This is a genomic window from Streptomyces sp. NBC_01635, from assembly GCF_045209715.1.
Taxonomy (GTDB): Bacteria; Actinomycetota; Actinomycetes; order Streptomycetales; family Streptomycetaceae; genus Streptomyces; species Streptomyces hirsutus.
On record NZ_CP109277.1, the window covers coordinates 7907690 to 7925885 of the forward strand.

The 18196-nt window shown below is 71.1% G+C and carries 15 protein-coding genes; 9 read left to right on the top strand and 6 right to left on the bottom strand.

Features of this window, described 5'->3' with window-relative positions:
• Nucleotides 1-58: 58 nt before the first annotated feature.
• The 3 genes from opcA to OHB56_RS36580 all read right to left on the bottom strand — a co-directional run bounded on the left by opcA (nt 59) and on the right by OHB56_RS36580 (nt 4310).
• Nucleotides 59-994, bottom strand: coding sequence for a glucose-6-phosphate dehydrogenase assembly protein OpcA (gene opcA / locus OHB56_RS36570; RefSeq protein ID WP_406358137.1), 936 nt, complete (start codon nt 992-994; stop codon nt 59-61).
• Nucleotides 991-2571, bottom strand: coding sequence for a glucose-6-phosphate dehydrogenase (gene zwf / locus OHB56_RS36575; protein ID WP_326757238.1), 1581 nt, complete (start codon nt 2569-2571; stop codon nt 991-993). The genes opcA and zwf overlap by 4 nt, the downstream gene beginning before the upstream one ends.
• Nucleotides 2572-2897: 326 nt before the next feature.
• On the bottom strand, nt 2898-4310 hold the full coding sequence (locus OHB56_RS36580) for a glycoside hydrolase family 16 protein (protein ID WP_406358139.1): 1413 nt from the start codon (nt 4308-4310) through the stop codon (nt 2898-2900).
• Nucleotides 4311-4832: 522 nt separating this feature from the next.
• Here OHB56_RS36580 and OHB56_RS36585 point away from each other — a divergent pair.
• Nucleotides 4833-6170 carry a 6-phospho-beta-glucosidase gene (locus OHB56_RS36585; protein ID WP_326756004.1) on the top strand — a complete coding sequence of 446 codons (1338 nt, stop codon included), beginning with the start codon at nt 4833-4835 and terminating at the stop codon, nt 6168-6170.
• Nucleotides 6171-6534: 364 nt separating this feature from the next.
• Here OHB56_RS36585 and OHB56_RS36590 read toward each other — a convergent pair whose 3' ends face one another.
• On the bottom strand, nt 6535-7737 hold the full coding sequence (locus tag OHB56_RS36590; protein WP_406358142.1) for an ATP-grasp domain-containing protein: 1203 nt from the start codon (nt 7735-7737) through the stop codon (nt 6535-6537).
• Nucleotides 7738-7985: 248 nt separating this feature from the next.
• Between OHB56_RS36590 and OHB56_RS36595 the strand changes: the two genes are divergently transcribed.
• Together OHB56_RS36595 and OHB56_RS36600 are read left to right on the top strand one after the other, a co-directional pair.
• Nucleotides 7986-8897, top strand: coding sequence for a metallophosphoesterase family protein (locus OHB56_RS36595; RefSeq protein ID WP_406358144.1), 912 nt, complete (start codon nt 7986-7988; stop codon nt 8895-8897).
• The gene (locus OHB56_RS36600) at nt 8894-9643 is read left to right on the top strand and encodes a 4'-phosphopantetheinyl transferase (protein ID WP_406358146.1); all 750 of its coding nucleotides are present in this window, start codon (nt 8894-8896) and stop codon (nt 9641-9643) included. Before OHB56_RS36595 ends, OHB56_RS36600 begins: the two co-directional genes overlap by 4 nt.
• A 79-nt stretch (nt 9644-9722) precedes the next feature.
• Here the strand turns inward: OHB56_RS36600 and OHB56_RS36605 are convergent, their stop codons facing one another.
• Nucleotides 9723-9959: a hypothetical protein gene (locus tag OHB56_RS36605; protein ID WP_326756008.1), complete on the bottom strand. Its 237-nt coding sequence runs from the start codon at nt 9957-9959 to the stop codon at nt 9723-9725.
• Nucleotides 9960-10125: 166 nt separating this feature from the next.
• Nucleotides 10126-10788 (bottom strand): helix-turn-helix transcriptional regulator, encoded by a 663-nt coding sequence (locus tag OHB56_RS36610; protein WP_326757239.1) that lies wholly within the window; start codon nt 10786-10788, stop codon nt 10126-10128.
• Nucleotides 10789-11011: 223 nt separating this feature from the next.
• Between OHB56_RS36610 and OHB56_RS36615 the strand changes: the two genes are divergently transcribed.
• From OHB56_RS36615 to OHB56_RS36640, 6 genes are all read left to right on the top strand, one after another.
• Nucleotides 11012-11671 (top strand): hypothetical protein, encoded by a 660-nt coding sequence (locus tag OHB56_RS36615; RefSeq protein WP_406358148.1) that lies wholly within the window; start codon nt 11012-11014, stop codon nt 11669-11671.
• A gap of 61 nt (nt 11672-11732) precedes the next feature.
• Nucleotides 11733-12731 carry a LacI family DNA-binding transcriptional regulator gene (locus tag OHB56_RS36620; RefSeq protein ID WP_079034992.1) on the top strand — a complete coding sequence of 333 codons (999 nt, stop codon included), beginning with the start codon at nt 11733-11735 and terminating at the stop codon, nt 12729-12731.
• A gap of 217 nt (nt 12732-12948) precedes the next feature.
• Entirely contained in the window at nt 12949-14292 is a 1344-nt protein-coding gene (locus OHB56_RS36625; protein WP_406358151.1) for an ABC transporter substrate-binding protein, read from the top strand.
• A 38-nt stretch (nt 14293-14330) separates the two neighbouring features.
• Complete coding sequence (locus OHB56_RS36630; RefSeq protein WP_326756011.1) at nt 14331-15287, top strand: sugar ABC transporter permease; 957 nt, start codon at nt 14331-14333, stop codon at nt 15285-15287.
• Nucleotides 15284-16162, top strand: coding sequence for a carbohydrate ABC transporter permease (locus tag OHB56_RS36635; RefSeq protein ID WP_406358153.1), 879 nt, complete (start codon nt 15284-15286; stop codon nt 16160-16162). Before OHB56_RS36630 ends, OHB56_RS36635 begins: the two co-directional genes overlap by 4 nt.
• Before the next feature lie 72 nt (nt 16163-16234).
• Nucleotides 16235-17875 carry a glycoside hydrolase family 13 protein gene (locus OHB56_RS36640; protein WP_406358154.1) on the top strand — a complete coding sequence of 547 codons (1641 nt, stop codon included), beginning with the start codon at nt 16235-16237 and terminating at the stop codon, nt 17873-17875.
• The last annotated feature ends 321 nt before the right edge of the window (nt 17876-18196 follow it).

The following is an 18196-nucleotide window of genomic DNA, read 5'->3' on the forward strand; positions in this document are numbered from 1 at the left end:
GCCCTCGGGTACGAGCGGGGTCCTCGCGCACGGGCGGGACCTCGGCCGGGCCGGGACCTCAGGCAGGGGCGGGGGCCTCCTCGGCGGTCTCGCCGCGCAGGGCGACGGCGTACATCTCGTCCGCGTCGAGCCGCCGGAGCTCCTCGGCGATCAGCTCGGACAGGGGGCGGACCTTCAGCGCGAGCCGCCGCGACGGCTGCCCCGGCAGCGACAGTGTGGCCATCGGGCCTTCCGGACGGTCGATGACGATCTCGCCTTCCACCGTGCCCAGCCGCACCCCCGTGACCACGGGGCCGTCCGTCTCCACCCGCTCGACCGGCACGTTCAGCCGGGCCCCGAGCCAGCGCGCCAGCAGCTCCGCGCTGGGGTTCTCGGCCTCGCTCTCCACGGCCGCCGACGTCACCGTCAGCCTGGCCTGGTCCAGGGCGGCGGCCAGCATCGAACGCCACGGCGTCAGCCGGGTCCAGGCCAGGTCGGTGTCGCCGGGCGCGTAGGCGCGCATCCGGGCCGACAGGACCTCCAGGGGGTTGTCCACCGCGTACAGGTCGGTGATCCTGCGCTGGCCCAGCGCGCCCAGCGGGTCCTTCGAGGGGTGCTCGGGCGCGTCCACCGGCCACCACACGACCACCGGCGCGTCCGGCAGCAGCAGCGGCAGCACCACGGAGTCGGCGTGGTCGGACACCTCGCCGTAGGTGCGCAGGATGATGGTCTCGCCCGTACCGGCCGCCGAACCGACCCGCACCTCGGCGTCCAGCCGAGGGCGGGTGCGCTCGCGCGGGGTGCGGGCGTGCCGCTTGATGACGACCAGCATGCGTGAGGGGTGCTCGTGCGAGGCCGCCTCGGCGGCCTTGATCGCGTCGTAGGCGTTCTCCTCGTCCGTGACGAGCACCATCGTCAGGACCATGCCCACCGCGGGGGTGCCGATGGAGCGGCGGCCCCGCACCAGCGCCTTGTTGACATCACTTGCCGTGGTGTCGGTCAGATCGATCTTCATGGCCTGCGCCAGCTCCGTCCGTCTCGTGCGAGCATCTCGTCGGCTTCCGCGGGTCCCCATCTGCCCGAGACGTACCGGGCCGGTCTGCCGTGGGACGCCCAGTACTCCTCGACCGGGTCGAGGATCCTCCAGGACTCTTCCACCTCCTGATGCCGGGGGAACAGGTTGGCGTCCCCGAGGAGGACGTCGAGGATGAGCCGTTCGTACGCCTCCGGGCTGGACTCCGTGAACGACTCGCCGTAGGCGAAGTCCATCGACACGTCCCGGATCTCCATCGACGTGCCGGGGACCTTCGAGCCGAACCGCACCGTGACACCCTCGTCCGGCTGCACCCGGATGACGACGGCGTTCTGCCCGAGCTCCTCGGTCGCCATCGTGTCGAACGGCGAGTGCGGCGCCCGCTGCAGGACGACCGCGATCTCGGTGACCCGGCGGCCCAGCCGCTTGCCGGTGCGCAGGTAGAAGGGGACGCCCGCCCAGCGGCGGTTGTCCACGCCCAGCTTGATCGCGGCGTACGTATCGGTGTTCGAGGAGGCGTCGATGCCGTCCTCCTCCGCGTAGCCCCGAACCAGCCTGCCGCCCTGCCAGGCGCCCTCGTACTGCCCGCGCACGGTGTGCCGGCCCAGGTCCTTCGGCAGCCGCACGGCCCGGAGCACCTTCAGCTTCTCGGTGAGCAGCGACGCCGCGTCGAAGGAGGCGGGCTCCTCCATGGCGGTGAGCGCCATGAGCTGGAGCAGGTGGTTCTGGAGGACGTCGCGGGCGGCGCCGATGCCGTCGTAGTAGCCGGCCCGGCCGCCGATGCCGATGTCCTCGGCCATGGTGATCTGCACGTGGTCGACGAAGGACCGGTTCCAGATCGGCTCGAACATCGTGTTCGCGAAGCGCAGCGCCAGGATGTTCTGGACGGTCTCCTTGCCCAGGTAGTGGTCGATCCGGAAGACCTGGTCCGGGGCGAACACCTCGTGGACGATCGCGTTGAGCTCCTTGGCCGACTTCAGGTCGTGGCCGAACGGCTTCTCGATCACCGCGCGCCGCCAGGAACCGGCGGGCGCGTCGGCCAGGCCGTGCTTCTTCAGCTGCTGGACCACCTTCGGGAAGAACTTCGGTGGTACCGAGAGGTAGAACGCGAAGTTGCCGCTGGTTCCCTGGGAACTGTCCAACTCATCGACGGCCGAGCGCAGTCGCTCGAACGCCGTGTCGTCGTCGAAGTCGCCCGGGACGAACCGCATGCCCTCGGCGAGCTGCTGCCAGACCTCCTCGCGGAAGGGGGTGCGGGCGTGCTCCTCGACCGCGTCGTGCACCACCTCCGCGAAATCCTGGTCCTCCCAGTCCCGGCGGGCGAAACCGACCAGCGAGAAGCCCGGCGGCAGCAGACCCCGGTTGGCGAGGTCGTACACCGCCGGCATCAGCTTCTTGCGCGACAGATCGCCCGTGACCCCGAAGATGACGAGCCCGGAGGGGCCGGCGATGCGCGGGAGACGGCGGTCGCGCGGATCACGCAGGGGATTGGACCATTCGGTACCGGCCGGATCCCCGGGCGTCTCCCCGTTCGGTGCCTCGGTCGTCTCCTCGGTCATTCCCGTCAGCTCCTTGTCGTCGAGGTGGTCGGGGGCCTGCCCCGCCGTTCCCGCGGATTCCTGCCGGGCGCGCCCGTACGTCGTGACGCCCGCGGTCCTCTTCTCCACTACAGGGTGTCCCGGTACGCCCGAACCCTCACCTCCGTAACACGTTCACCAGTAAAAGTATGACGTATTCGGGGGAAGGCGGCCCTGCGGCGAGGGCGTCCCGGGAAAGCGTCGGGCCGCGGACATGGGGGAGGGGCCCCACGCACGCGTGGGGCCCCTCGGCCGGTCGGGGAAGCCGGTGGTTCGGGGAGCGGCCGGTCACACGGGCCGGCCGGCGGTCAGCGGCCGAACGTGAACCAGTTGACGTTCACGAAGTCCTGCGGCTGGCCGCTCGTGAAGGTCAGATACACGTCGTGCGTGCCCGTCACGGACGCGATGTTCGCCGGGACGGTCCGCCACGACTGCCAGCCGCCCGTGCTGCCCACCGAGAAACTCCCGATGGGGGCGTTGCCGCGGCTGTCCAGACGCACCTCGACCAGACCGCTGACCCCGGCGGGCGCACCGCTCGCCACCCGGGCCGAGAACTGCCTGGCCGCGGGCGAGCCGAAGGTGACGCCCTTGAACTGCAGCCAGTCGCCGTCGGCCAGCGCGCCCACGTTCTGACCGCCGCCGGAGTCGGAGGTGGTCTCCGTCATCGTGCCGGACTGGGCGTCGAAGGACTCGGCCTGGATGGTGCCGTACGCGTCGCGGTTGCCGGTCGGCGGGGGTGTGGTGCCGCCGCCGGAGGTCAGCACCTGGACGTAGTCGACGAGCATCGAGTGACCGGGCTGCGTACCGGCGTCCGGACCGCCGCCGAAGGCGTCGGGGAAGCCGCCGCCCATCGCCACGTTGAGAATGAGGAAGAAGCCGTGGTCGGTGGCGTTCGACCAGGTCGTCGCGTCGACCTGATTCTCCCGCACGGTGTGGAAGGTGTTGCCGTCGAGGGAGAAGCGGATCTCCTCCACGCTCTTCGAGCGGTCCCACTCCAGCCGGTAGGTGTGGAAACCGGCCTGACAGGTCGTGCCCTGACAGGTGGTCGAACTTCCGATACCGCTGTTCTCGTTGCACGGCCCGCCGGGCGCGGTGCCGCAGTGCATCGTGGCGAAGACGGTGTTGTTGCCCTGCGTGTTCTCCATGATGTCCAGCTCGCCGACCGCCGGCCAGTTCCAGTAGTTGCCCCGGTACGGCGCGCCCAGCATCCAGAACGCCGGCCAGTAGCCCTTGGCGGCGGCACCGGTCACGTTCGGCACCTGGATGCGGCTCTCGACGCGCAGGGTGCCGCCGGCCGGCGGCTGGAAGTCGGAACGGTTGGTCTCGACACGGCCGGAGGTCCAGTTCCCGGAGGCGTCCCGGCGCGGGGTGATACGGAGGTTGCCGTTGCCGTCGAGGGAGACGTTCTCCGGGTTCGACGTCATCGTCTCGATCTCGCCGGTGCCCCAGTTGGCGGGGCCGCCCGGGTATCCCTTGCCGGTCGCGTACTGCCAGTTGGAGGCGTTGACGCCGCTGCCCGCGGCGCCGTTGAAGTCGTCGACGAAGACCTGGTTCCAGCCCGACGGGGGTGTCGGGGCGGAGGCGCTCGCGGACGGCAGGGCGATGGTGGAGGCCGCGAGCGCGAGCCCGAGCGTGCCGACGGCGGCCAGCAGCGCCCGCCGCAGCGGGCGGGATCTGCGCGGGGCGCGGGGTCTGCGGGGGGTGCCGGAGGGGTCACTCATGTGGGGGTGCCTCTCGGAGACGGATGCGGATGCATGGGTCGATCCGTGTACGGATCCACGTTCGATTCCAGGTGCTGAGCCGGGTGCGGATCCTGGTGCGGGGGAGTGCCTGAGAGCCCTGCTCGTCGGCCGTGAGAGCGCTCTCAAGGTGTCGCCAATGTGCTCCGCGGCCCCGTGGCCGTCAAGAGGTGTAACCGAGAAAGTCCTTGAGCGTGAGGAGGGTTCACCTCGTGAATTGACGCGAATGGGTGCAACAGCGTCACGCCCGACCGTACGAAGCGGCGCCCGCCGGCGACCGGGTGCCGCGCGCGCTTCTCCGTTCGACCATGTGTCGAACGCGTGTTCCATCGCTTGGTCTCGGGCCTTCACCGGCACCCGCGGGCGAAGCCCTCACCGGAGAGAGGGATGTCTCCGGGCTCGGACGGGCCTCCGCCGCCGGCCGGAGGCGTCATGATCGAGGGCGGACGTGGTGGACGATCGGACGGCAGGCGTCGACGCCGCCGCGGTGGGAAGGGTGCGGACGTGAAGCTGACGATTCTGGGCGGCGGGGGATTCCGGGTCCCGCTGGTGTACGGCGCGCTCCTCGGGGACCACGCCGAGGGGCGGGTGACCCAGGTCGTTCTCCACGATGTCGACGACCGTCGACTGTATGCAGTCGCCCGGGTACTGGCCGAACAGGCAGCCGGCGTGCCCGACGCTCCCGCGGTGAGCACCACCACCGACCTGGACGAAGCACTGCGGGGCGCCGACTTCGTCTTCTCCGCGATCCGCGTCGGCGGCCTCGAGGGCCGGGCGAACGACGAGCGGGTCGCGCTCGCCGAGGGCGTTCTCGGGCAGGAGACGGTCGGCGCGGGCGGCATCGCCTACGGACTGCGTACCGTCCCCGTCGCCGTGGACATCGCCCGGCGGGTGGCCCGGCTCGCCCCCGACGCCTGGGTCATCAACTTCACCAACCCGGCGGGCCTGGTCACCGAGGCCATGTCCCGTCACCTCGGCGACCGGGTCATCGGCATCTGCGACTCGCCGGTCGGCCTCGGCCGTCGCATCGCCCGGGTCCTCGGCGCGGACCCGCGGGAGGCGTGGATCGACTACGTCGGCCTCAACCACCTCGGCTGGGTGCGCGGTCTGCACGTCAAGGGCCGTGACGAACTCCCGCGCCTGCTCGCCGACCTGCCCCTGCTCGGCTCCTTCGAGGAGGGCAGGCTCTTCGGCGCCGACTGGCTCCAGTCCCTCGGTGCCATCCCCAACGAGTACCTGCACTACTACTACTTCAACCGGGAGACCGTACGCGCCTACCAGCAGGCCGAGAAGACCCGCGGCGCCTTCCTCCACGACCAACAGGCCCGCTTCTACACGCAGGTGGGCACCCCGGACACCCCCGCTCTCGCCACCTGGGACCGCACCCGCGCCGAACGCGAGGCCACCTACATGGCCGAGAACCGCGAGAGTGCCGGTGCCGGCGACCGCGAGGAGGAGGACCTGTCCGGTGGTTACGAGAAAGTGGCTCTCGCCCTGATGCGGGCCGTCGCCCGCGACGAACGCACCACCCTGATCCTCAACGTCCGCAACCGCAGCACCCTTTCGGTGCTGGACGGGGACGCGGTCATCGAGGTTCCCTGTCTGGTGGACGCCCAGGGAGCGCACCCCGTCTCCGTCGACCCGCTGCCGGACCACGCCACCGGCCTGGTCTGCGCGGTCAAGGCGGTCGAGCGCGAGGTGCTCCGTGCCGCCGAATCCGGCTCCCGTGCCCATGCGGTCAAGGCGTTCGCGCTGCACCCGCTCGTCGACTCCGTGAACGTGGCCCGCCGCCTCGTCGACGGCTACACCGCCGTCCACCCCGGTCTCGCCTACCTCAAGTAGCTCTGCGGGACGAGTACTTCGGAAGGAGAGAACTTCAGGAGGAGAGCACTTCACGGCGCTGGCCCCGCGGCCGACGAGGGGCGGGACCGAGGGCATGCATCGGGTCGGCCGGTCGCCCCCCGTGACAGCGGCCGACCGACCCGAGCCCCCCGTTCCCCCGTGCTTCCCCCGTGTTCCCCCGTCCCCTCCGGAAGGCTTCCCCGTCCTCCGGAAGGGGTTCCCCCGTCGCCCTCCACCGTTAAGAGCGCGACACTCACCGTCTGATACACCCTCCGGGGGAATTCCCCGAAAAAAAATCCGGTCCCGGCACAGGAAACGCGCCGGGACCGGCCGGTGGGCAAGGAGGGCGTGCGGCATTCGGGTTCTAGCGGTGGTGCGTTCCCCAGGCGGCGGAGCCCCCGGCCACGGCGTCCGCGGCGGTGGCGCGCACCTGACCGGAGTCGGCCGCGGCCCGAGGCCCGGCGGGCACGGCCGGGGCCGGTACACCGCCCGGCGCGGGTGCGGGGACGTCCGCGGGCACGTCCGTGCGCTGCTGCGGCACCGACACCGGGCGCAGCGGACGCGGCCCCGAGACCACCGAGTAGTCCTGGCCCAGGAACGGCGGGGACATCTCACCCGGATCGTCACCGAGCGCCAGCCGCACGGCGGCCCACGGCGCGTTCACCCCGCACAGCGACAGCTGGTGCAGTCCGCCGGCCGGGCGGGTGTTGACGTCCATCAGCACGGGCCGTTCGCCGAACATCCGGAACTGGATGTTGGACAGATGGTGCAGTCCGAAACCCTCCGCGATCCGCCGGGCCGGCTCCAGCCAGCGCTCGTCCACGGTGAACCCCCTGCGGCGGCCGTTCTTGGTGCGGCCGACGGCCAGCCGGACCCGGTTGTCGGGCCCGGTGAGGCAGTCCACCGACACCTCCGGCTGCTCCAGCACAGGCATCACCAGCCAGTCCACCGGCTTCTCGGCCCGCCGCACCGCCTCCAGCGCCAGATCCAGCGGCACGTACGGGCTGGGAAAGCCGTTCAGCTGAGTGAGCGAGAAGGGGGCACGGGTGATCACCCGGAAGCCCACGCCCCCCGCGCCGGACGCGGGCTTGAAGCAGGCCTGATGCCCCCGCGCCTCCAGCTCGTCCACCGCGTGGACCAGCTCGTCCGCCGACCGCACCCGCCACCACGGCGGCACCGGCACCCCGATCGCCTGGACGGCCTCGTAGGCGATCACCTTGTCGTGGAAGACGGCCACCGCCTCGGGCGGCGGGGCCAGCAGCGCCGTACCGGCCGCCTCGAACTCCGCGCGGTGCGCGACGATCGCTCCCTGGTGCAGCCGGGGCACGAACACGTCGATGCCGCGCCGCGCGCACTGGGCGAGCGCGTACTCGACGTACGCCGCCGGGGACAGGCCCTCGGGTTCCAGCTCGGCGGTGTCGGCGGCGGCCAGGACGGGGGAGTCCGGGTCGCCGTGGGTGGCATGGATCTCGACGGCCCGGTCGCTGGGATTCTTCCTCACCTGATCCATGAAGAACACGTTCTCCGCGTACGTGCGGTTGAGCCATACGCGTACGCAAGAGGCCATGCAGGCCGCCTTTCACGGTGTGCGGGCAGGCCTCGGCGGCCCGTGCCCGGGCAGAGGGTATGGAGGATCGCCGGACGGCCCTGCGCGAGGGCTTCACTGCGGCGGTGTTGCGGCCGATCATACGGCTTCGACACGCGCTCCCGAACCACGGGCGTGTGACGGATCCGCGCTCCTGTTCCCCTGCGACCGTACTCCTCGTGCATGCTGTTCGTACGGGTTGATCCTTCATGCTCAGGGGGCGACGGGTGATGTCAACGGCAGCCGGCGGCGGACAGCTGTGGGCCATCAGCGACCTTCACATCGGCTACGACGAGAACCGCGCCCTGGTGGAGCGGATGCACCCCGAGTCGGACGAGGACTGGCTCCTGGTGGCCGGAGACGTCGCGGAGACCGTGGACGACATCCGCTGGGCGCTCGGGACCCTCGCGGGCCGGTTCCGGAAGGTCGTCTGGGCGCCCGGCAACCACGAGCTGTGGACCCACCCGAAGGACACCGTCACCCTGCGCGGCGTCGCCCGCTACGACCACCTCGTCGAACAGTGCCGCGACCTCGGCGTGATCACCCCCGAGGACCCCTACCCCGTCTGGGAGGGCCCCGGCGGTCCTGTGGCCGTGGCCCCGCTCTTCCTCCTGTACGACTACTCCTTCCTGCCGGCCGGGTGCGCCACCAAGGACGAAGGGCTGGAGTACGCGCACGGCACCGGCGTCGTCTGCGCCGACGAACGCCTGCTGCACCCCGACCCGTACCCGAGCCGGGAGGCCTGGTGCCGGGCCCGGGTCGAGGAGACCGAACGGCGGCTCGCCGGACTGCCCGACGGCCTGCCCGTCGTGCTCGTCAACCACTACCCGCTGCACCGGCACCCCACGGCCGTCCTGTGGTACCCCGAGTTCGCCATGTGGTGCGGCACCGTACTCACCGACGACTGGCACCGCAGGTTCAACGTCCACACGATGGTCTACGGCCATCTCCACATCCCGCGGAGCACCCGGCAGGACGGCGTCCGTTTCGAGGAGGTGTCCGTGGGCTACCCCCGTGAATGGCGGAAACGGCCGGCACCGCCGGGGCGGCTGCGCCGGATCGTGCCGGGGGAGGAGCCCGGGACGGAGTCCGGGACCGGGGCCGAGTCCGGGGCCGTGGCGGGGGAAGGCGGTGGCCGGTGATCGGGGAGCTGCTGCCCGGGACGGTCGTCGTCGTGGAGGCATACGGCGACGAGGGCGCCGACGCCCCGCTGTACCCCGAGGAAGCGCACGTCATGGCGCGGGCCGTCGACAAGCGCCGCCGGGAGTTCACCGCGGTGCGCTCCTGCGCCCGCCGGGCCATGAAGAAGCTCGGCGTGCCCCCGCAGCCCGTCCTGCCCGGCGAGCGCGGCGCACCCGGCTGGCCGGACGGGCTGACCGGCAGCATGACCCACTGCGCGGGCTACTGCGCCGCCGCCCTGGTCCGTACGGGGGACCTGGCCTCCCTCGGCATCGACGCGGAGGTCCAAGGGCCGCTGCCCGAGGGGGTGCTGTCGTCCGTGGCGCTGCCCGGAGAGGCGGAGCGCATCGGACGGCTGACCCTGGAACGGCCCGGGGTGCACTGGGACCGGCTGCTGTTCAGCGCCAAGGAGGCCGTGTACAAGGCGTGGTTCCCGCTGACCGGGAAGTGGCTGGACTTCATGGAGGCCGACATCGAGCTGTTCGCCGAAGCCGGCAGCAGCGGCACAGGCGCCGGCGACGACAGCGGTGGTTCCGACTCCGGCGGCTCTGCCGTCGAGGGGGCCGGGGCTCCGCTGCGCGGCGGGTTCCGGGCGGCGCTCCTGGTGCCCGGCCCCTGGGTGGGCGACCACCGGCTCGACCACTTCGACGGCCGCTGGGCCGTCGAAGGCGGTCTGGTCGCGACCGCGGTCGCCGTACCGCACGGCTGACCGGGGCGGTGGGGCCGGGAACAGCGCGGCGCCGTGCCGGCCCCCTGGACGGCCGGCTCCGGTCGGCCGTGCGGTCGGATCACGGCCGCGGGTGCCAGTCGCGGAGCATCCGGAAGAAGTACTCCTCGTTGCCGGACAGCCCCGCCCGGGCCAGGGCGGTCTCCGCCTCCGCGAGAACGGAGGGCGCCACCATCGGGGGCCTGCGGGCACCCGGCGGTCCGGTCTCCCTGTCGTAGGCGGCGCGCACCGTGTGCAGCAGTCGCAGATAGGCCTGGACGGCGGTGCGTTCGCGGTCGGTCAGTACGGCGGTGGGCATCGCTTCGCTCTCCCCGAGTCATGATCCCGCATCGGGCGCCCCGCACGGTGCGGGCGCACCCCCAGCTTGCCGCCCACCACTGACAATCGGTCCGTGCCGCACGCCGGTCCGCCCCCCCGGCCGAAGCGTCCCCCGGCCGAAGCGCCCCCGGCTCAGGCGCCCCGGCTCAAGCCTTGGGCCGCTGGACGTTCTCCAGGAGCATGTCCAGCCACTCCGCGACCTTGTCGCGGTGCTGGTCGGTGGGGAGCTGGGCGGCCCGCCACGCGATGCCGCGCACCCCGTGGTCCTGCAGCAGTCGCTCCAACGGGTCGTCGGCCGCCGCGGCGGCCCGCCGCTCACGGTCCGCCAGGCTCTGCAGCAGCTCCTGCTCGGTGTGCCGGAGCGCGTTCGCGAGGGCTTCGGGGTCCTCGGCGGTGAGGAATCCGGCGTGCACCCGGAAGAACCGCTGGATGGCGTCGCAGTGCTCCATGGTGGGACGCCGGTCGCCGTTGATCAGGGCACCGGCCTGCTGCCGGGACATGCCCGCGCCGTCGGCTATCTCCTGCTGCGTGTACTTGCGGCCGTTCGGCTTGAGCCGGGTGCGGCGCAGCAGGTCCAGGCGCTGCACGAACCGGGTCTGCACCTCGGGTTCGCCCGCGCTCCGGCCGCTCAACAGGGCCTTGACCACCGGCTCCGGGACTCCGGAGGCCGCGGAGAGCCGGCCGATGCCGAAGACCTCGGTGTGCGGCACGTCGAGCCGGTCGGCGAGTGCGGCGACGCGGGCGACGACGGCCGACAGTGCGGTCGTCGGCGCGGTGTCCTGACCCTCACCCACGAAGCCACCCGTCACCGACAGATCTCCTACGTCTCTCACATGCTTCTCACATGCGGTTGCCGTGAACTTCACGGAGACTAGCCCGTGTCTCGAACTCACATCCAGGTCTCGCCACAACTGTGGCCAATTTCAGCCGTCAACCGGCATGAAATGCCACGATAGTTGACACGCTCGAGGTTCGGCCCGCAGGATCGGGGCCCTGCGTCAAGGCCGCACAGGCAAGAGGGGTGACCTCCCGATGGCACATCAGGCAGGAGGCCGGCGGCCGGTACCGCGGCCCGGCCCCGAGACTCCCGAGGCGCAGGCCTATCTGGAGGACTACGCCGCGTTCCTCCACGCGGTGCCCTTCCCTTCCCTGGTGGTCGACCGCCGCTGGGACGTGCTGCTGGCCAACACCGCTTTCCGGACACTTTTCCGGGATGTCGAACCGCATCCGACGGCCATGCCCGGTGACAACTTCCTCCGCTTCGTCCTCTTCCACCCGGACGCCGCCACCGTGCTGGAGGAACACGAGTCGAGCTGGTGCCTGCCGATGCTGGCGCACTTCGCCAAGACGGTGGAGCGGCACGGCCACGACCACGGGCTGCAGGCCATCCGCCGGGACATCGCCCAGGACCCCATCATGGAGGCCGCCTACCGGCAGGGACTGCCGCACTGGCTCCGTGCCGTCGGTGAGCAGGCCGCCGAACACGACGGCGCCGTAAGGCCGTTGCGGCACCCCGATCCGCGCTGGGGGGTCACCGACTGTCGTCTCGTCGTGGAGACGACCAGGATTCTCGGCGACATGGACTGCATCCGGCTGACGCTGGTCCTGCGTGAGGCGCGCCGCACCCCGTCCGGCCACCGCCGGCGCCGGCGCGCCGCCTCCCATCTCAGCGTGGTGCCGGAACCGTTCTGACGCGCCGGTTTCTTGCATGCTCACGCAAGTTGCTTGCGTGGCTTGCGCTATTCTTGCGTTCATGACGCGACGACTTGCTGTGGTGGCGAAGAAGGTCGGGGTCAGTGAGGCCACGGTCAGCCGGGTGCTCAACGGCAAGCCGGGAGTCTCCGAGTCCACCCGGCAGGCCGTGCTCTCCGCCCTGGACGTGCTCGGCTACGAGCGGCCCACCCAGCTGCGCGGCGAGCGCGCCCGGCTGGTCGGCCTGGTGCTGCCCGAGCTGCAGAACCCGATCTTCCCCGCCTTCGCCGAGGTGATCGGCGGCGCGCTGGCCCAGCTCGGACTGACGCCGGTGCTGTGCACCCAGACCCGCGGCGGCGTCTCCGAGGCGGACTACGTGACACTGCTGCTCCAGCAGCAGGTGTCCGGCGTCGTCTTCGCCGGCGGGCTCTACGCCCAGGCCGACGCGCCCCACGACCACTACCGGCAGCTCGCCGAGCGCAACATCCCGGTCGTCCTCGTCAACGCGGCCATAGAGAACCTAGGCTTCCCCGGCGTCTCCTGCGACGACGCCGTGGCCGTGGAACAGGCCTGGCGGCATCTGGCCTCGCTCGGCCACGAGCGGATCGGTCTGGTGCTCGGCCCCGCCGACCACGTCCCGTCGGCCCGCAAGCTGGCCGCCGTCCGCGCGGTCGCGGGCGGGGTGCCCGACGAGCACGTCGCCCGCGCCATGTTCTCCATCGAGGGCGGACACGCCGCCGCCTCCCGGCTCATCGACCGGGGCGTCACCGGTTTCATCTGCGCCAGCGATCCCCTCGCCCTCGGTGCGGTACGGGCCGCCCGCCGCCGGGGACTCGACGTCCCCGCGCAGATCTCGGTCGTCGGCTACGACGACTCGGCCCTGATGAACTGCACCGAGCCCCCGCTCACCACGGTCCGCCAGCCCATCGAGGCCATGGGCAGGGCCGTCGTGGAACTGCTGAACGCGCAGATCAACGGTGGTCAGGTCGCCGCCGAGGAGCTGCTGTTCGAGCCGGAGCTGGTGGTGCGCGGGTCGACCGCGCAGGCCCCCCGGACCTGAGGGCCGGGGCGCCCCGCCGTCCCCGGGATCCGGACGGCGCCGTCCAGGAGGCCCGGCCCGTCGCGGACCTGATTCCGCTTCGCTTCCGGTCGACTGTCGAATAATTTCAAAATCTGCGTGACATCTTGCGGACCCCTGTTGTCGGTGCTTGAGTGTGCCCCGCCCACCGCTCCTGTTCCGAGGGGTTCACCCGCTCCTGTCCCAGAGGGGTCCACCGATGAGAAGCACCGGGATCCGCCGTACCCTCGTCGCGCTAGGCGTCGGCGCCCTCACGCTCACCGCCTGCGGGTCGAACGACGACCAGGCCGCCGACGGCAAGACCCGCATCACGGTCAACTGCATGCCGCCCAAGAGCGCCGAGGTCGACCGCCGGTTCTTCGAGGAGGACATCGCCGCCTTCGAGAAGAAGAACCCGGACATCGACGTCGTCCCGCACGACGCGTTCCCCTGCCAGGATCCGAAGACCTTCGACGCCAAGCTCGCCGGCGGGCAGATGGAGGACGTGTTCTACACGTACTTCACCGACGCCGGTCACGTCGTCGACATCAACCAGGCGGCCGATCTCACCCCGTACGTCAAGGAGCTGAAGAGCTACGGGTCGATCCAGCGGCAGCTGCGGGACATCTACACCGTCGACGGCAGGATCTACGGCATACCGCGCACCGGGTACTCCATGGGGCTGGTCTACCACCGGCAGCTCTTCGAGCGGGCCGGACTCGACCCCGACCGGCCGCCCACCACCTGGGCCGAGGTCCGCGACGCCGCGAAGAAGATCGCCGCACTCGGCGACGGCACCGTCGGCTACGCCGACTACAGCTCCCAGAACCAGGGCGGCTGGCACTTCACCGCCGAGCTCTACTCCCAGGGCGGCGACGTCGTCACCCCCGACGGGAAGAAGGCGGCCGTCGACTCGCCCGAAGGCCGCGCGGTCCTGCAGACCCTGCACGACATGCGGTGGAAGGACGACTCCATGGGCAGCAAGCAGCTGCTCGTCATCAACGACGTCCAGCAGATGATGGGCGCCGGCAAGCTCGGCATGTACCTCGCGGCTCCCGACAACATCCCGATCCTGGTGAAGGAGAAGGGCGCCGAGTACAAGGACCTCGCCCTCGCGCCCATGCCCGGCGGACGGGCCACCCTCATCGGCGGGGACGGCTACATGTTCCACAAGAAGGCCTCGCCCGCACAGATCAGGGCCGGCCTGAAGTGGCTCGACCACATGTTCCTCACCCCCGGCGACGGCTTCCTCGGCGACTACGCCCGCGCGAAGAAGAACGACGCACCGGTCGGCCTGCCCGAGCCCCGGCTGTTCACCGGCACCGCCGACGCCAAGGACCAGCAGGTCAAGGAGGACCACGCCAATGTGCCGGTGGAGAACTACCAGGCCTTCCTCGACGGCAACCAGAGCCTGGAGATGAGGATCGAGCCGCCGCAGGCGCAGCAGCTGTACTCCGTCCTCGACGGTGTCGTCTCCGCGGTCCTCACCAAGGAGGACGCCGACATCGACCGGCTCCTGAAGGACGCCTCCACCAAGATCGACGGCATCCTGGCGCGAGGCTGACCGGCGATGACCACCACCACGCGCGAGGCCGGCCCGCGATGACGAAGACCGCCGCACGGCCCGCCGCCCCGGCGCCCGCCGTCCGCCCGGCGAAGGCGCCGTCCCCGTCCGGAGACCGGAGACGGCGCCGCCTCGCCGACCAGGCACACGCCTACGGCTTCCTGCTGGGCGGCCTCGTCTGCTTCGCCCTGTTCTCCTGGTACCCGGCGATCCGCGCCGTCGTGATCGCCTTCCAGAAGTACACCCCGGGCTCGCCGCCCGAATGGGTGGGCACCGCCAACTTCTCCCGCGTCCTGTCCGACCCGGAGTTCGGCGCGGCCTGGCGCAACACCCTCACCTTCACCCTGCTGGCCCTGCTGATCGGCTTCGCCGTCCCGTTCGTGCTCGCCCTCGTGCTGAACGAACTCCGGCACGCCAAGGCCTTCTTCCGCATCGTGGTCTATCTGCCGGTGATGATCCCGCCGGTGGTCAGCGCCCTGCTGTGGAAGTGGTTCTACGACCCGGGCACCGGCCTCGCCAACGAGGCACTGCGGTTCCTGCACCTGCCCACCTCCCACTGGTCCAACGGCGCCGACACCGCCCTCGTCTCCCTGGTGATCGTCGCCACCTGGGCCACCATGGGCGGCACCGTCCTGATCTACCTCGCCGCCCTCCAGTCCATCCCGGGCGAGCTGTACGAGGCCGCCGAACTCGACGGCGCGAACCTGCTCCAGCGCATCCGGCACGTGACGATCCCCCAGACGAGATTCGTCATCCTGATGCTGATGCTCCTTCAGATCATCGCCACCATGCAGGTGTTCACCGAACCGTTCGTGATCACCGGAGGCGGCCCGGAGAGCTCCACCGTCACCGTCCTCTACCTCATCTACAAGTACGCCTTCCTCTACAACGACTTCGGCGGTGCCTGCGCGCTCAGCGTGATGCTCCTCGCCCTCCTCGGACTGTTCTCCGCCGTCTACCTCCGGCTCACCCGTTCCTCCGAGGAGGCGGCATGAGCAGCACCCGCACCCTCGTCTCCCCGGCCGTCCTGGCCCGCCCCCGGGGCCGGGCGATCTACTGGACCGTTTTCACCGGCATCGTCCTGCTCTTCGCGCTGGCCTTCCTCTTCCCCGTCTACTGGATGGTCACCGGCGCGATGAAGTCCCCGGACGAGGTGGCGCGCACCCCGCCCGACCTGCTCCCCGACCGGTGGAGCACGAGCGGCTGGACCGACGCCTGGGAACTGATGCAGCTCCCCACCCACCTGTGGAACACGGTGGTGCAGGCGGCCGGAGCCTGGCTGTTCCAGCTGGTGTTCTGCACGGCCGCCGCCTACGCCCTGTCCCGACTGCGGCCCGCCTTCGGCAACGTGGTCCTCGGCGGCATCCTCGCCACCCTCATGGTCCCCGCGCAGGCCCTGGTCGTCCCCAAGTACCTCGTCGTCGCCGACCTGCCGCTGATCCACACCAGCCTGCTCAACGACCCGCTCGCCATCTGGCTCCCCGCCGTCGCCAACGCCTTCAACCTCTACCTGCTCAAGCGGTTCTTCGACCAGTTGCCGAGGGACGTCCTGGAGGCCGCCGGGATCGACGGTGCCGGACGACTGCGCACCCTGTGGTCCATCGTGCTGCCCATGTCCCGGCCGGTGCTCGGTGTCGTGTCGATCTTCGCCCTGGTCGCGGTGTGGCAGGACTTCCTGTGGCCCCTGATGGTCTTCTCCGACACCGACAAGCAGCCGATCAGCGTGGCCCTGGTACAGCTGTCGCAGAACATCCAACTAACCGTCCTCATCGCCGCGATGGTGATCGCCAGCATCCCCATGGTCGCGCTGTTCCTCGTCTTCCAGCGGCACATCATCGCCGGGATCGGCGCGGGCAGCACCAAGGGCTGACACGGCACCGGCGGCCGTCACGGCCCCGAGGGCCGACGCCGACCCCGTCCACCGAAGAGAAAGGCACGCACCGTGGGACAGCCCACCCCTGCCCGGAGCGACGACGACTGGTGGCGCTCCGCCGTCATCCACCAGGTGTACGTCCGCAGCTTCGCCGACGGAGACGGCGACGGCACCGGCGATCTCGCCGGAGTCCGGGCGAAACTGCCGTACCTCGCCGAACTCGGTGTCGACGCACTGTGGTTCAACCCCTGGTACCTGTCCCCGATGAAGGACGGCGGCTACGACGTCGCCGACTACCGGATGGTCGACCCGGCCTTCGGCACCCTCGCCGAGGCGGAGAAACTCATCGCCGAGGCACGGGAACTCGGCATCCGCACGATCATCGACATCGTGCCCAACCACGTCTCCGACCAGCACGCCTGGTTCCGCGCCGCCCTGGCCGGCGGGCCCGAACGGGACCTGTTCCACTTCCGGCCGGGCCGCGGCGAGCACGGCGAACTGCCCCCGAACAACTGGACGTCGGAGTTCGGCGGCCCCGCCTGGTCCCGATCGCCCGTCTCCGGCCACCGCCCTTCCGGGGAAGGCCCTTCGAGTCCTGTCGATTCCGACGGCGACTGGTACCTCCACCTGTTCGCCCCCGAGCAGCCCGACCTCAACTGGGCGCATCCCGCGGTCCGCCAGGAGCACGAGGACATCCTGCGTTTCTGGTTCGAACGGGGCGTGGCCGGTGTCCGCGTCGACTCCGCCGCCCTGCCGGCCAAGGACCCCCTGCTGCCGGACCTCGTCGAGGGCCCGGGTCCGCACCCGTACGTCGACCGGGACGAGCTCCACGACGTCTACCGGGCGTGGCGGGCCATCGCCGACGAGTACGGCGCCGTGTTCGTCGGCGAGGTCTGGCTGCCGGACACGGAACGCTTCGCGCGCTACCTGCGCCCCGACGAACTGCACACGGCGTTCAACTTCTCCTTCATGACCTGCCCCTGGGACGCGGCACGGCTGCGGACCTCCATCGACGAGACGCTCGCCGAGCACGCCCCCGTCGGCGCGCCCGCCACCTGGGTGCTGTGCAACCACGACGTGACCCGTACGGTCACCCGCTACGGCCGCTCGGACACCGGATTCGACTTCGCCGCCAAGGCCTTCGGCACCCCGACCGACCTGGCCCTCGGTACCCGACGCGCCCGCGCCGCGGCCCTGCTGTCGCTGGCGCTGCCCGGCACGGTCTACCTGTACCAGGGGGAGGAACTGGGCCTTCCCGAGGTGGAGGTGGCACGGGAGCACATCCAGGATCCGATGCACGCCCGCTCGGGGGGCACCGATCCGGGGCGGGACGGGTGCAGGGTGCCACTGCCGTGGGCGGCGAAGGAGCCGTACGCGGGATTCGGGTTCCGGGGGACGCCGTGGCTTCCGCAGCCGGACGGCTGGGCGGCGTACGCGGTCGACCGGCAGCAGGACGATCCCGGCTCGATGCTCACCCTCTACCGACGGGCGATCCGCCTGCGCCCCGCCTTCGGCACGGGCCCGCTCACCTGGCTCCCCGCCCCCGACGGCGTCCTGGCCTTCGAGCGCGCCGACGGCCTGCGGTGCCTGGTCAACCTCGCCGACACCCCGGCCGAGCTGCCCGAACACGCCGGGATCCTCCTCGCCAGCGGACCCCTCGACACCGGGGGGCTGCTGCCGAAGGACACGGCCGTCTGGCTGCGTACGTAGGCACCCGCCCCCCACGCCCTCGTTGCCCGATGGACCTGCTCTCCCCACGCACCGCTGTCCCCGCACCGTTCCTCTGGGCTGAGCAGGGGTGAGTCTGCTCAGCCGCACGCCCCGAACGGTCTTGGGCGCACTGGTTACCGGCGTACTCGACCCCGGGGCAGCGACACGCATCCTGTGCGTGGTCCGAGCCCGGGAGGCCGGTTCCCTGCGCGACTCGGCCACTGGGTAAGGCCAGAGGTGACGGGGAGGCCCTGAACCATCACTCCGGTGGAGCAGGGGCCCCGCTCACCGGCACCGTACCCAGCGTTACCAGATCGCACG

What these genes read in the sequence shown, in the direction of transcription:
- opcA (WP_406358137.1), bottom strand. Translation starts at nt 994, where the DNA reads ATGAAGATCGATCTGACCGACACCACGGCAAGTGATGTCAACAAGGCG.
- zwf (WP_326757238.1), bottom strand. Translation starts at nt 2,571, where the DNA reads ATGACCGAGGAGACGACCGAGGCACCGAACGGGGAGACGCCCGGGGAT.
- OHB56_RS36580 (WP_406358139.1), bottom strand. Translation starts at nt 4,310, where the DNA reads ATGAGTGACCCCTCCGGCACCCCCCGCAGACCCCGCGCCCCGCGCAGA.
- OHB56_RS36590 (WP_406358142.1), bottom strand. Translation starts at nt 7,737, where the DNA reads ATGGCCTCTTGCGTACGCGTATGGCTCAACCGCACGTACGCGGAGAAC.
- OHB56_RS36595 (WP_406358144.1), top strand. Translation starts at nt 7,986, where the DNA reads ATGTCAACGGCAGCCGGCGGCGGACAGCTGTGGGCCATCAGCGACCTT.
- OHB56_RS36605 (WP_326756008.1), bottom strand. Translation starts at nt 9,959, where the DNA reads ATGCCCACCGCCGTACTGACCGACCGCGAACGCACCGCCGTCCAGGCC.
- OHB56_RS36615 (WP_406358148.1), top strand. Translation starts at nt 11,012, where the DNA reads ATGGCACATCAGGCAGGAGGCCGGCGGCCGGTACCGCGGCCCGGCCCC.
- OHB56_RS36620 (WP_079034992.1), top strand. Translation starts at nt 11,733, where the DNA reads ATGACGCGACGACTTGCTGTGGTGGCGAAGAAGGTCGGGGTCAGTGAG.
- OHB56_RS36625 (WP_406358151.1), top strand. Translation starts at nt 12,949, where the DNA reads ATGAGAAGCACCGGGATCCGCCGTACCCTCGTCGCGCTAGGCGTCGGC.
- OHB56_RS36630 (WP_326756011.1), top strand. Translation starts at nt 14,331, where the DNA reads ATGACGAAGACCGCCGCACGGCCCGCCGCCCCGGCGCCCGCCGTCCGC.
- OHB56_RS36635 (WP_406358153.1), top strand. Translation starts at nt 15,284, where the DNA reads ATGAGCAGCACCCGCACCCTCGTCTCCCCGGCCGTCCTGGCCCGCCCC.